The following is a 13,085-nucleotide window of genomic DNA, read 5'->3' as shown; positions in this document are numbered from 1 at the left end:
CAAATACAACGCGCATGCGGGGGGCTGGTTCGCACGAAGCCCGTACGATAACTTGCGTATGATCCGGTAAGCCAAGGAAATAGCTATGGCCGAGACGAGCAAGTTCTGGGACAAAACCGCGGAAAAATATGCGCGCTTGCCAATCACGCATGAAGACGATTACCTGACGAAGCTAAAAGTAACTCAGTCCTATCTACAACCGGAAATGCGCTTACTCGAGTGTGGCTGCGGGACTGGCGGGACGGCGATCGCCCACGCGCCTCATGTCGCACACATCCAGGCGATCGATTTTTCAGAGAATATGCTGGAGAAGGCACGCCTGCGAGCCCGTGAGGCAGGTGCGTCAAACATCGCATTTGAATGCGCGGATATCACGCTAATTCCCAAGCCGAAGGTGCCTTACGACATGGTATTGGCCATGAGCGTCCTGCATCTGCTTAAAGATCCCGACGCGGTGATCGTCAAGATTTACGAGATGCTTGCTCCGGGTGGTTATTTTGTCTCCAGCACGGCGTGCCTCGGCGATAGCATGGGCTATTTCAAACTGCTGGCTCCGATCGGTCGCGCCGTGGGACTTTTGCCAATCCTCAAAGTCATGTCGACCGAAGACGTCACTGCCAAGATCGAGGCATCGGGGTTTGAAATCGCTCATCGCTGGAAGCCCGGTGCAGATCGGGCATTGTTCCTTGTGGCCCGGAAGCCGCAATAGACTGGCTTATGCCACCCGTACATCCAATGCAGCGCGATCAATCTGGGCAAATGCCGCTGCGATGACTTCGGGTCCTGCGCCAGGTTTACAGGCCTCCACACTCAGAATCTGTCGAAATCTGCGTGCACCAGGCAGCCCATTGGTTAATCCCAGCATGTGGCGCGTGATCTGATTGAGGCGAGCGCCCTTGCCTAACTCGACTTCCGCATAGTTCGTCATGGCCGCCTCGATGTCTTCAAGTTTCGGGCCGACGCGATCATCCTCGAAAAACCGCAAGTCGGCGTCAGCCAGTATCATCGGATCGTGATACGCGACCCGGCCAAGCATCACACCATCTGTATGGCGGAGATGCTCAATGCATTCTTCGACCGACTTGATACCGCCGTTGATGATCACAGGAAAGTCGCCAAGGCGCTGCTTCAAACGATACACACGGTCATAGTCCAGCGGCGGAATATCCCGATTTTCCTTAGGTGAAAGCCCCTTGAGCCAAGCCTTCCGAGCATGGACATACAAGGCGTCGATGCCCGAAGGGCGCACCGCGTCGACGAAGCGATTGAGATCTTCTTCGCTGTCCTGATCGTCAATCCCGATCCGGCATTTCACAGTAATTGGAGTGTCCGTGGCATCAGACATTACTGTCAGGCATTGAGCGACGAGATCGGGCTCAGCCATCAGGCATGCACCGAACTTTCCCGACTGAACCCTGTCGGAGGGACACCCCACGTTGAGATTGATTTCGTCGTAGCCGTACCGGTCGCAAATTCGGACAGCCTCCGCCAATTCAAATGGATCTGATCCACCAAGCTGGACAGCAACAGGATGCTCGCTTTCATCATACCCCAGCAGCCGCTCGGTATCACCGTGGACCAAAGCTGCACTGGTCACCATTTCCGTGAACAGCAGCGCACGTGACGACAACTGACGGTGAAGATACCGACAGTGGCGGTCTGTCCAGTCCATCATGGGGGCGATGGAGAATTTTCGTGCGTCGGTCAGCAATCGGAAGCCTTAAGTGTTTATTTTGAGGATCCGCTAGCACGGGTTTGGGTCTTATGCCAGACCGCGTTGCATGCAATGATGGGCGTTGATCCTGCCAGCATCAAGCCCCGGCTCGTCCATCTGTACCGGCGAGTTGGCTCAGGATGGGGCAATCGGGACGATCGTCGCCCGAGCAGCAATGGGCAAGATGTTTCAACGTGTCCGCCATTTCCTGCAATTCGGAAATCTTGTGTTCGAGTTCGGCGACATGGTCGATTGCAATGCGTTTCACGTCAGCGCTGGCGCGCGACCGATCTTGCCATAATCCGAGTAACGTGGCCGTTTCATCCATTGAAAACCCCAGGGTACGCGAGCGCTTTATGAAGCGCAGTGTATGGACATCGTTGGTGCCATAGACGCGATAATTGCTCTGTGTCCGATCAGCAGGACTGATCAGGCCAATGGATTCATAATAGCGGATCATCTTGGCCGACACGCCCGAGGCTGCTGCTGCTTGTCCGATGTTCATCAGTTTGGGCTCCCGTCCGATTGCAGATTAATGCTTCCCATCATGGCAATGTAGCAAACAGATGGGTTGAGACAACTGGAAACTAGAGCTCGAAAATTGCTTTCGTTCCGGCGTTACGAACCCGATCCACGCGCGCGCCGTCCCAGTGGAAATCGAAATGATCGCCCTGTACGGGAATACCGATCAGATCAGGCCAGAATACTCCGACGCATTGGCCCCCGGGTGCGCGTACGCTGCGATAGATGACGCCATTGCTGCCGCTGGCGCGCAAAGACGCGGCAAGCGCCTGCGACGGTTTGTAGTCATCGCTGATGTGGCATTCCGCAAGCCCACGAACATCATGAAGATCGATGTTGATCGCGTTGACCAGAACACGAAACTGGGACGTCCAACCTGGCGCTTCACCACTCGCGCTCATTGCAACCCCATGATGGTGCGCGACTTCACGAATGGCCACCTCTTCAGAGTTGCCCGCGCTATAAACGCCGTACGTGCCATCGGTAAATCGACCCGGCCTGTCGGCGCTGATATGCACGAAAGGCGCCATCAGCCAGCTCGCCCCCTGCCCGGCGACACGACGTTCAGGAGGAATAAGGTCGAGCCGGCCCAGATGCTCCCAGATGCGTGGATTGGTCTTTGCCTCCGAAGAAGCCAGAGCCTCCCAATCTGCCGGATCGGCAATATCCTCGAACAAATCGATAGGTGGATAGATTGTGCGGATGATCCGAAATGCCCGTCTCCAATCGACACTAGCAATCGGGAGGCTCACCAACAACCTCGTTCAGCATCAAGATAGCTGCGAACGCGAGCCAGAGCAAAAATGCTGCCCTCAGCCATAATATCTACAGGAGAGCGACCGCCGAATGCCGCGTTGGGCTTTTTGATCCAGCCATAACCGCGTGCGGGATCACTGAACAGATAGCGTAGCCCCTTGTGGATACCCATCAGTAATGACAATCGCGTCGCCAGGTCGCGATCGATGCGCCCTACATCGCCTGCCTTCCAGCGGGCATAGGTGCGCGTGGCCAGGCCGCCGAGAATGTCGCGTGACTGGGCATCGGACAATTCCCAACGATCGAACAAATTCACCACCGTCCGCGCCATTGCCGCAGCTTCAGGAGCCGTAATCTGAGGGAGTTCCGGCGCTGCCTTGGCTCTGGGAAGTTCATTCAACATGATTTCACTCCTTGGCACAAGCTAGGTATCTTTGTGCCAATTGGCAAGTCAAAGGACATGCTGACTTTTCGCCAGTCGTTGATGTCGCTAGATAAGGAGTTCCGAGGTAACTTCCAGGCTCCTGTCGTCCCGCACGGCGATATCGCCTTCAGGCCGATGCGCAGCCAGTGTCCGATCACGCTCATGGATCAGCGCCCTGACTTCATCGTCGTGGGCAGCAAGAACAGCCGTGAGCCAACGGTTGACCAGATAGGACGGTCGCGGCATGTGCACATCGAAGTTCTCAAGCAGTGCAATGGTGGGGCCCGCATCCAGCCAGTCGTCACCGACAACCCACTGATTGACCGTAAACAGCCGCTTGAGCTTACCGAAGGAGTCCACGCCCACAGCGACAAGGTGATGGATTGGGCCGGTCGTGCCCTGTGGACGCACAAAACAGTGGTAGTGCCCGTGCTCCATCTTCCCCTCCGGATCGTCTGCAGGATGGGAATGATAAAACCACTGCGCACCCGTTTGCGGATCGAAGACGTCATCCTTCGGATAGTGGGTCCAGACCGACACATCGGCAGCATCGCGAAGGGTCTCGGTCAATACCGTCAGGCCACCTTTGGCAAGAACGCTTTCACAAAAGGCAATTTCGCGTTGGGCCTGCCGCCGGGCGTCGCTCATCAGTTCACCGCGAGATCTGGCGCTTCAGTTGCACCTTGCGGCATCGCCGCAGGAGCGGGTGGCGGCGCAGCACGTTCAGGGGCGGCTTCCTGAGCCTGCGGCATGGGCGCGGGCGGCGGCGGGGGTGACGCCAACTGCACCGCTGGTTCCTCCGGCATTGCCGCAGGCGGCGGAGGAGGAGCGGCCTTGGGCGCGCCGGCAGCACAGGGCGCCGCTGTGACCGGAGCGCCGGCGGCGCAAGGGGCAGCAGCAACTGGGGCCCCGGCAGCACACGGCGCGCCCGCGGCGCAAGGTGCCACCGCAGGGCTTGCGGTGCCCGCTTCGCTTTGCGCTACCGGATTGGCCGCGCGCACAACGGGGTTCGAAATATGGTCGGCAGCAATCGCCACAGTGCCAAGGGCCAAAGCCGCACCAAACAGAATTGTGTTACGTCCGGTGGTCATTTCCTGGCAAATCCATCAAGTCCAAACAGAGGGCGAGCCCATATGCCGATGAATGATCCGGCAAAGGCGCATGCGAACCACAGCCAGCCATGCAGGCTGCCCGAAGCGATACCGGAAAACAGCGCTCCGATATTGCATCCAAACGACAGGCGGGCTCCGTAGCCCATCAGGATGCCACCCACGGCCGCGGCAATCAACGAGCCAAGCGGCAACTTTGCCTTGGGCGCGAACTTTCCAGCGAGAGCGGCTGCAAGCCCCGCGCCGAGGATTATCCCGAAATTCATGACGGATGTATTGTCTGTCAGAACTGACGAACCGAGCGCCTGAGCCTGCGCTGGCCATGTCCAAAACTCCCAGCTCGCCACGGGAATACCGACGGCATCAGCGACTTTGGCACCCCATAAGCCAAAGCCATATGTAATCGACCAGGGGTGACCAGCGACAAGCAAGGTTGCAATGTTGAGAATAGCGAGAACCAGACCCGCGCCAACGAGCGGCCAAGGGCCATAAAGCAGCCACGCCCAACCGGGCCGTTTTGGTGCAGGCTCAGGCTCAAGATCGCCATGCGTCCGTTTTTCGATAACGGCAGTGGCAATTGCAACCAGCGAGAGTGCGATGATAGTCAGACCGATGGCAGCAGGCAGCCCAAACTGGGCCCGCGCGTCAATTACACCCAGCGAGGGCGCCTGAAGCCAGAAAGGCAGATGTGCGGTACCGAGCAGCGCGCCGACGATGAAAAAGCCGAGCGTGACCAACATGCGCGCCGAGCCACCACCTACTGTAAACAGTGTGCCCGAGCCGCAACCGCCGCCCAACTGCATACCGAAGCCGAACATTGTCGCGCCAACAATGACCGAAACGCCAAATGGAGCCAGAGCGCCCACCAGGGGTTGCCCGCCCAAATTTCCTGCTGCGAGCAATGGCATCATGGCTAGCGTCGTAACGCCGATCATCAACATCTGGGCGCGCATGCCGCGCCCGCGTTTTTCGACCACCATGCGGCGCCAGCCGCCGGTAAAACCGAACGCGCCGTGATAAAGTGCAGCCCCAAGCCCACCGCCGATGGCAAACAACGACGCCTGGCGCATATCGACTAGATACCAGATTGCAATAAAGCCAATCAGCAACCCCAACCCTGTGACAAGGGCCGGCCCCCGATCGGAGACTGCAGGGGGGAGATAGGAATGGCGACCGAGAGCGACGTCAGACATGCCGTTCTTTCAATATAAGGAGCTTCTAAACAACACAGATGCCCCGGGTATCGGGGCACCTGCAGGCTCGGACTGGAGGTCGAGAGCTATTCCACCGGGCGCGACGGGTCGGCAGTCCATTCAGCCATGGAGCCGTCGTACATTGCAGCATTTTCGTTGCCGAGAATTTCGTGCAGTCCAAACCAGGCAACCGAAGCCCAGTGGCCCGTATTGCAGAAAACTATGCTGTTTTCATCGGAGGTCAAATCCACAGCTTCAAGCAGGGCGGCCACTGTATCGGGCTGAGCGAACCGAGCGTATTCTGCGCTATAGAACTGGGAGTGCGGAATGTTGACCGATCCGGGAATCGTACCAGCAGTGGCAACGACAGGGCTCTTGGACTGCCCCTCGAACTGCTCAACCGGACGCCCATCAACCAGTGCCGTGCCGTTTTCCAGCGCTGCAAGAACATCGTCGGTCGTGGCGATCAATTCAGGGTGCACCTCTGCGGCAAATTCCGCGGCTTCAGGCGCAGCAAGTTCGGCAACACGCTCGCCGCCGGCGGCGTCGAACTGACGCCAGCCGCCATCAAGTATCGAAACTTCATCGTGTCCGAGATATTTGAACGTCCAATAAACACGGGTTGCACCGCCGATTTCCGAGGAATCGGTCCCCCAAGGCACGATCACAACGTGGTCGTCATTATCGATACCCAGCGACCCTATAAGTGCGGCAACCTGATCCACGGGCGGGATCTGTCCTGGAACGCCCTGAACCTCAGTGCGCCAGCCGGCCGAGCCGTAAGGCGCGACGACGGAGTTGGCGAGGTAGGGCAATTCACCGAGGTCGGTACCCTCCACGTTGTCACGTATGTCGAGGATGACCAGATTATCGGCGCCCGCATTTTCAACCAGCCAATTGGCGTCGACCAGAGGCGTGATTTCCGATTGAGCAATGGCCGGCGCGGTCAAAGCTGCTGAAATGGCCAGTGCCGCTAGGGTCAGGCGCATGGATTGTCTCCTGTTATCTGCTCAGCGCATTATCTCTTTTTGGTCACTTGGGCGCGAGGGCTGCGCGATCAAAATATGTGGCGGAAGCAAAAAAGCCTGCTCGTAAATCGCCCGCGAAGAGCATGGAATTGCCGGCACCTTAATATTGCCATCGCCAAGGCGCTTGGCCGAATGAGATTGGACGGCTAGAGAGGTATCCTACACTTATTGCCCGGCCCCATGCTTACTCTTGTCTTTTCAGCGCTGCTGCCCATTGCTCTTATCATTACGCTCGGGCACCTGCTCAAGCGCTACGGTTTCTTGGGCGACGGGTTTTGGCCACAAGCCGAGCGACTGGCTTATTTCGTCCTGCTGCCTTTGCTATTTGCTCACGGACTCTACAAGGCCGATCTTTCAGAGGCCCCCATAGGCTTGATGGCTGCGGGGCTGATAGGGCCTGCTGTCATTGGCACTCTGGTTCTGCTGGGCTTTAACCATGCAGCCCGGTTCGATGGCCCCACCCTCACATCAGTCATTCAGGGGGGCATCCGGTTCAACAATTACGTCGGCGTCACGGCCGCCGTTGGGTTGCTCGGCGTGTCTGGGGCCGCATTGGCCGCAGTCGTTAATGCAATACTGGTTCCGACAGTCAACATTTTGTGTTCATTGGTCTTTGCCCGCTATGGAAACCGGCAGCCATCGGCTGTGGGCGTGATAAAGTCGATAGCGCTCAATCCCTTGATCCTGGGCTGCGTCGCGGGCGTTGTGCTACGGTTGACGGGAATTACTCTACCGGCTGGGATAGAAGGGTTCATGCAGGCAATGGGACAGGCTGCATTGCCCATCGGGTTGCTTTGTGTTGGGGCAGCACTCAATTGGGAAGCGCTCGGACGCGGCATGAGGCCGGCGCTTGTTGCTACAATCAGTCGTTTCTTGCTCATCCCGACCATAACGGCGGTTATCTGTCTTGCCGTCGGGCTGACAGGACCAGCAGCACTGGTGGTCCTGTTGATACAATGCCTACCCACGGCTTCATCCGCCTATGTCATGGCGCGACAATTGGGAGGCGACGCTCCGCTGATGGCAGGCATCATCGCGTTTCAGACGGTAGTCGGCGTTATCACCGTACCGGTCACACTGGTGTTCCTTGCGCCCCTTGTTGGAGCGGGGCTCTAGCGGACCGATCGATATCCACCCTGCAGACCGTCCTTTGAATAGACCACTTGCCAAAGATGAACCCAGCGGGCTCTGAAGATCGCGGCACAGCTGAGCAGATAGTAGCGCCACATGCGATAGAACCGAGTGTCATATGCGTCAGCGAGTTCAGGCCAGGCCGCCTCGAAATTCTTGTGCCAAGCCATCAGGGTCGGATCGTAGTCGGCACCGAAATTGTGCCAATCTTCCATGATGAGCTGTCCTTCCACCGCCGTGGCGACCTGTTTGGGCGATGGAAGCATACCGTTGGGAAAGATGTACTTTTCCAGCCACGGTTCCCCTGCCCGTCGCGTCAGGCTTCCGCCGATCGTGTGTAGCAGAAACAGTCCGTCGTCGGGCAGCAACTCGCTGATCTTGGAAAAATATGGCCGATAGTTCTTGTAACCAACATGTTCGAACATGCCGACGGAAACGATCCTGTCAAATTGCCCCTCCAGGTCGAGATAGTCCATAAGCCGGGTCTCGATCGGAAGGTCGCCGCGGTTATCGTTGGCGTAAGCCATCTGTTCTTTCGAAACTGTAATACCCAGCCCTGAAACGCCATACCGCTCAGCCGCAAATTTGAGCAAACCGCCCCACCCCGAGCCAATGTCGAGAATGCGCATCCCCTCCTTGAGTCCCACCTTGCGGCAGATCAGATCGAGCTTGGCATCCTGCGCTGCATCAAGTGTGTCGGCTTCGCGCCAATAGCCGCAGGAATAGATCATGCGCGGATCCAGCATTCGCCGGTAAAGATCATTGCCGATATCGTAGTGTTTCTCCCCCACTTCGCGCACATGCAGTCGTTGGGGATTGAGCACCATGCCCTTGATTGTCAAAAGCGCTAGCGCTGGGTCGAACTTAACGCGACTTTGCAATTGGCCGGTCAGGCAACGATACATGAACTGGTCGATCGCCTCACAGTCCCAAAGCCCGTCCATGTAGGCTTCCCCAAGGCCAAGCGTGCCTTGCGTCATAACGCGGCTAAACAGCCTGTCGTCATACACCTGGATATCCCAAGGTCGGGAACCGCCGACTTCGATATCAATCTGGGCAAGAAGATCGGTTATAAACGACTTGAACTTTGCCGACATGGCCACGCTCAATCAAATAACGAGACGCGCTACGGCGCCGGGGAACCCATCTACCTCACTAAAATTTGTCGAGATTGTCCAGTCCTTACCGCTCCCAGTCTTTGCGCATATCTGGCGGCGATTAACATCTGTTTTCATCGTCTGCCGTTTCCATGATGACTACCAATCCCGCAGCTCGATGACCGTCGACTGGCCCAATTACCTCGTTCAATATCATTGCGCGTCAGCGCCACGACATCTTCTCCCAAAAATGCGGCCGCACGCGACACTGGTTTTCAACACCGAGCCGAGGCACTCTGCCTCTTGAACTAACTTAAGAAAAATCCTGCCCGCGATGTCGGCATCGGCAAACCGGGCGCGTCCTCGCCATACAAGGGAGTTTGGCCATGCTCTATGCGATACTTTGCTACAACGATGAAGCTGCAGTGGGCGGCTGGTCAAAGGAACATGACGACAAGATCATGACCGACCTTCTTGCCGTACAGAAGCCCTTGGTCGAAGCGGGCAAGATGGGGCCGGTTGCCCGCCTGATGCCGACCACCGCGGCAACGACTTTGCGCAAGACGGCCGGCGAACCCATGGTTCTTGATGGTCCATTCGCAGAAACCAAGGAACAGTTTCTCGGTTTTTATGTCATCGACGCCGAGAGCCTCGAAGAGGTCGTGCAAGTCGTGCGCGACTTGGCAGAGGCCAATCCCGGCATGGGGTCTTACGAGATCCGGCCGGTCCGTGACTTTTTTCCTGGAGCACAGAAAAAGTGAATGACAAGGATGCCGACTGGATTGGCCTGACACTGTCCGGCGCCCGACCGCGTGCAGTTGCCGCGCTGTACAGGTATTTTCGCGACCTCGACAGTGCCGAGGAAGCCTTCCAGGAGGCATGTCTTCGCGCGCTGAAGTCTTGGCCGAAAAACGGGCCGCCACGCGACCCAGCGGCATGGCTCATCCTTGTCGGCCGGAATTCTGGCATCGACAGTCTCCGCCGCAAGGCACGTTTCACTGCTTTGCCTGACGAAGACAAGATTTCCGATACCTCGGACGCCGAAGCCGACATTGCCGACAGGATCGATGATTCCCATTATCGTGACGACATACTGCGCCTGTTGTTCGTGTGCTGTCATCCAGACCTGCCGGCCACCCAGCAGATCGCTCTAGCCCTGCGGATCGTGTGCGGACTGACGGTCAGACAGATCGCAAGGGCTTTTCTGGTCTCCGATGCGGCAATGGAACAGCGCATTACGCGCGCCAAAGCGCGCATTGCAAAATCAGGCGCTATTTTTGAAACACCCGATGCAGCAGATCGCGCTGACCGCGTGGGTTCGGTTGCGGCAATGATCTACCTCGTCTTCAACGAAGGCTACACATCGGGCGGAGACCGTGCCGAGACGCGCACAACATTTGCTCATGAGGCAATTAGGCTCGCGCGGCTCTTGCTCGGCCTTTTTCCGACCGAACCGGAGCTCATGGGGCTTCTTGCAATGTTGTTAATCCAGCAATCACGCGACGCGGCGCGTTTTGATACGGATGGCAACATTATCCTTCTTGACGACCAGGATCGTTCGCAATGGGATCGCCGGATGATTGAAGAAGGGTTGGCTCTTATCGATAAGGCGATGCGTCATCGTCGACCCGGCGTGTTTCAGGTTCAGGCTGCCATAGCGGCGCTACACGCGCAGGCTGGGGCGCCCGAGGAGACCGACTGGAGCGAAATCGAATTGCTCTACCGCGTTCTCGAGAGTCTGCAACCCTCTCCTGTTGTCACTCTCAATCGGGCTGTCGCTGTGTCCAAAACCGATGGCGCGCAAGCCGCCCTCGACCTCATCGACCCATTGGCCGATGCGCTGGGTGGTTACTTCTACTTCCATGGATTGCGTGGCGGCTTGCTCAAGGATCTCGGGCGCATAGAGGAAGCGCGCACTGCCTTTGGCATTGCTATTGCCCACGCCAACTCAACGGCGGAAGCCGTGCACATAAGGGCCCATCTGGATAAGCTGGACGGCCCACCTCCGCGGGCATGATTTTTTAGATCTCTTTGTCGGCAAGCCAAGCTGCATTCCGTCCTATGCGCACTGCACCCAAGGAGAACAGCATGTTTATCAGGACAACTCTTACGGCAATTGCCTTTGCGGCACTCGCCCTCGTTCCTGTCAGCGCTCAGGAGGCCACCATGGCAGAGACGTTCGATCCCATCCAGATCAGTACGAAAGTGCCAGTCCCCTCCGAAGACGGAACCGTCAATATTGACGGGCTGGAGATGCACTATCAGGTTCATGGCGAAGGAGAGCCACTATTGCTCATCCATGGCGGGCTCATGACAATCGAGGCGTGGGGACCGATCCTCCCCGCACTTGCGGAAAGCCGAAAGGTCTATGCGATCGAACTGGAGGGCCATGGCCGCACCGTCGATCTCGACCGTCCCTTGTCCATGCAGCAATTCGCCCAGGACGTATCCGGCTTCATCGCGCAGATGGATCTGGGTCCAATCGACATTATTGGATTTTCCATGGGCGGAGGCACCGCCATGGGCGTGGGAATCCTGCACCCGGAACTGGTCAAGAACCTTGTCATCATCTCGGCATCCCACCAGGCGGAATCAATCTGGGATTCGGTTCGCGCTGGCTGGCCCTACATGACGGCGGAAATGATGGAAGGTACGCCCATGCTCGCCGCCTATGAGGCCGTTGCACCGCAGCCCGAGCGTTTTGCTGGTGTTGTCGACAAAATTCGCGAGTTGATGATTGCGGACAAAGACAGCTGGACAGATCAGCAGATCGCATCCATTCCGGTGCCAGTCCTGATGATTATCGGTGATACCGATCTCATCCAGTTCGACAAGGCAGTTGAAATGTTCCGCCTGCTCGGTGGCCAGTCCTCGACGGGCGCGATGGGCCCCGAGCTCAATACTGCACGCCAGTTTGCCGTGATCCCGGGCGCTACGCACTACGACATCGTGTTCAAGACAGACGTACTGTTACCGCTGATCGACAGCTTTATCGCTGCGCAAAACAATTGATAAAGAGATTCAATTAGCTGAAGATCGGATTCCGATGTATTCTACTTTGAATCCGATCTTGTGCGTTAGGTGTTGAAATAGAACGGTTTTTGCAGGCCAGAGCCAGGGAGACCAACATGAACATTATCCCCTATCTCAACTTTGCTGGCGATTGCCGCGAAGCTATGAGCTTTTATCAATCTGTGCTTGGTGGCGACCTTGAATTGACCGCCCATAAGGACACGCCATCTTCAGCTCACGTTCCTGCCGAAATGCAGAACCAGATCATGCACGCTTCGCTCACCTGGCGCGATGGCACTTTGTTCGCTTCAGATGCGCCGATGGCGCAAGCCAATTCCTTTTCGGGCGTATATCTTTCTATTCATCCTGAATCCATCGCAGATGCGGAGCGCATGTTCACTGCGCTGAAGGAGGGGGGGAACGTCGAAATGCCATTGGAAGAAACTTTCTGGGCCAAGCGTTTCGGCATGCTCCATGACCGCTGGGGCGTAAAATGGATGTTCAACGTCGATTGAGGCGAACACGCCATGCGCAAAATCATATACTCGATGCAGATGTCGCTTGATGGCTTTATCGAGGACTCTGCTGGCGACTTCGGCTTCACCCGCCCGGACCCGGAAGTCCATGATTACATCAATACGCTCGAAGCCACGACCGACACGCATATCTATGGTCGCAGGCTCTTTGAGACGATGAACGGATTCTGGCCAACAGCCGCAGATGATGCCGAGGCGCCACCCGAAATACGCAACTACGCACGGATATGGAATGCGCTCGAGAAGCTGGTGTTTTCTCGCACGCTGAAGTCGGTAGAGGGGCGAGCCCGCCTTGCAACTGCTGATGTCGTCACCGAAGTTGCTGCCCTCAAGCAAAGTCCCGGCAAGAACATATCGGTCGGCGGAGCGAATTTGGCCCAGTCTTTTATCGAGAATGATCTTATCGATGAATACTGGGTCATTATCTACCCGGTACTGGTTGGAGGAGGAAAACAGATGTTCCCTCCCCTCGCCCGGAAACTAGCTCTTGAGTTGTTCGACAGCCGCAGGTTTGCATCGGGCGTGTCGGTGCTGCTCTATCGCCGCGATCGCCATTAGATAAG

The 13,085-nt window shown here is 57.1% G+C and carries 16 protein-coding genes; 7 read left to right on the top strand and 9 right to left on the bottom strand.

From position 1 onward, the window contains the following. Positions 1-85 precede the first annotated feature (85 nt). Positions 86-709 (top strand): class I SAM-dependent methyltransferase, encoded by a 624-nt coding sequence (locus ACN0TA_RS05330; protein WP_417580544.1) that lies wholly within the window; start codon positions 86-88, stop codon positions 707-709. A 6-nt stretch (positions 710-715) separates the two neighbouring features. On the opposite strand, the gene dusA is transcribed toward ACN0TA_RS05330, so the two are convergent. The 8 genes from dusA to ACN0TA_RS05290 all read right to left on the bottom strand — a co-directional run bounded on the left by dusA (position 716) and on the right by ACN0TA_RS05290 (position 6,707). After that, entirely contained in the window at positions 716-1,708 is a 993-nt protein-coding gene (dusA, locus tag ACN0TA_RS05325; protein WP_417582060.1) for a tRNA dihydrouridine(20/20a) synthase DusA, read from the bottom strand. A gap of 103 nt (positions 1,709-1,811) precedes the next feature. Next, on the bottom strand, positions 1,812-2,219 hold the full coding sequence (cueR, locus tag ACN0TA_RS05320; protein WP_417580542.1) for a Cu(I)-responsive transcriptional regulator: 408 nt from the start codon (positions 2,217-2,219) through the stop codon (positions 1,812-1,814). A gap of 82 nt (positions 2,220-2,301) precedes the next feature. Beyond that, positions 2,302-2,994, bottom strand: a complete 693-nt coding sequence (locus ACN0TA_RS05315) for an RES family NAD+ phosphorylase (protein WP_417580540.1) — start codon at positions 2,992-2,994, stop codon at positions 2,302-2,304. Next, the gene (locus ACN0TA_RS05310; RefSeq protein ID WP_417580538.1) at positions 2,985-3,395 is read right to left on the bottom strand and encodes an MbcA/ParS/Xre antitoxin family protein; all 411 of its coding nucleotides are present in this window, start codon (positions 3,393-3,395) and stop codon (positions 2,985-2,987) included. Before ACN0TA_RS05310 ends, ACN0TA_RS05315 begins: the two co-directional genes overlap by 10 nt. 87 nt (positions 3,396-3,482) lie before the next feature. Then, on the bottom strand, positions 3,483-4,064 hold the full coding sequence (locus ACN0TA_RS05305) for a DUF6969 family protein (RefSeq protein WP_417580536.1): 582 nt from the start codon (positions 4,062-4,064) through the stop codon (positions 3,483-3,485). Then, positions 4,064-4,507 carry a hypothetical protein gene (locus ACN0TA_RS05300; protein ID WP_417580534.1) on the bottom strand — a complete coding sequence of 148 codons (444 nt, stop codon included), beginning with the start codon at positions 4,505-4,507 and terminating at the stop codon, positions 4,064-4,066. Before ACN0TA_RS05300 ends, ACN0TA_RS05305 begins: the two co-directional genes overlap by 1 nt. Beyond that, positions 4,504-5,718, bottom strand: coding sequence for a YeeE/YedE family protein (locus ACN0TA_RS05295; protein WP_417580532.1), 1,215 nt, complete (start codon positions 5,716-5,718; stop codon positions 4,504-4,506). Before ACN0TA_RS05295 ends, ACN0TA_RS05300 begins: the two co-directional genes overlap by 4 nt. A gap of 86 nt (positions 5,719-5,804) precedes the next feature. Then, positions 5,805-6,707, bottom strand: a complete 903-nt coding sequence (locus ACN0TA_RS05290; RefSeq protein WP_417580530.1) for a sulfurtransferase — start codon at positions 6,705-6,707, stop codon at positions 5,805-5,807. 219 nt (positions 6,708-6,926) lie between these two features. Between ACN0TA_RS05290 and ACN0TA_RS05285 the strand changes: the two genes are divergently transcribed. Beyond that, positions 6,927-7,862, top strand: a complete 936-nt coding sequence (locus ACN0TA_RS05285; RefSeq protein ID WP_417580528.1) for an AEC family transporter — start codon at positions 6,927-6,929, stop codon at positions 7,860-7,862. Here ACN0TA_RS05285 and cfa read toward each other — a convergent pair. Then, positions 7,859-8,974, bottom strand: coding sequence for a cyclopropane fatty acyl phospholipid synthase (cfa, locus tag ACN0TA_RS05280; protein ID WP_417580526.1), 1,116 nt, complete (start codon positions 8,972-8,974; stop codon positions 7,859-7,861). The two genes, ACN0TA_RS05285 and cfa, sit on opposite strands and share 4 nt — an antisense overlap. A gap of 386 nt (positions 8,975-9,360) precedes the next feature. On the opposite strand from cfa, the gene ACN0TA_RS05275 reads away from it, so the two are divergent. From ACN0TA_RS05275 to ACN0TA_RS05255, 5 genes are all read left to right on the top strand, one after another. Beyond that, positions 9,361-9,735 carry a YciI family protein gene (locus tag ACN0TA_RS05275; protein WP_417580524.1) on the top strand — a complete coding sequence of 125 codons (375 nt, stop codon included), beginning with the start codon at positions 9,361-9,363 and terminating at the stop codon, positions 9,733-9,735. Next, positions 9,732-10,991 carry an RNA polymerase sigma factor gene (locus ACN0TA_RS05270; protein WP_417580522.1) on the top strand — a complete coding sequence of 420 codons (1,260 nt, stop codon included), beginning with the start codon at positions 9,732-9,734 and terminating at the stop codon, positions 10,989-10,991. Before ACN0TA_RS05275 ends, ACN0TA_RS05270 begins: the two co-directional genes overlap by 4 nt. Before the next feature lie 71 nt (positions 10,992-11,062). Next, positions 11,063-11,986 carry an alpha/beta fold hydrolase gene (locus tag ACN0TA_RS05265; protein WP_417580520.1) on the top strand — a complete coding sequence of 308 codons (924 nt, stop codon included), beginning with the start codon at positions 11,063-11,065 and terminating at the stop codon, positions 11,984-11,986. 116 nt (positions 11,987-12,102) lie between these two features. Then, positions 12,103-12,501, top strand: coding sequence for a VOC family protein (locus ACN0TA_RS05260; protein ID WP_417580518.1), 399 nt, complete (start codon positions 12,103-12,105; stop codon positions 12,499-12,501). Positions 12,502-12,513: 12 nt separating this feature from the next. Next, the gene (locus ACN0TA_RS05255) at positions 12,514-13,080 is read left to right on the top strand and encodes a dihydrofolate reductase family protein (protein ID WP_417580517.1); all 567 of its coding nucleotides are present in this window, start codon (positions 12,514-12,516) and stop codon (positions 13,078-13,080) included. Positions 13,081-13,085: the final 5 nt, after the last annotated feature.

This window comes from Pelagibacterium sp., from assembly GCF_048264985.1.
In the GTDB taxonomy this organism is placed as follows: Bacteria; Pseudomonadota; Alphaproteobacteria; order Rhizobiales; family Devosiaceae; genus Pelagibacterium.
The sequence above is the reverse complement of the archived record's forward strand: the minus strand, read 5'-3'. Positions and strand labels throughout refer to the sequence as shown.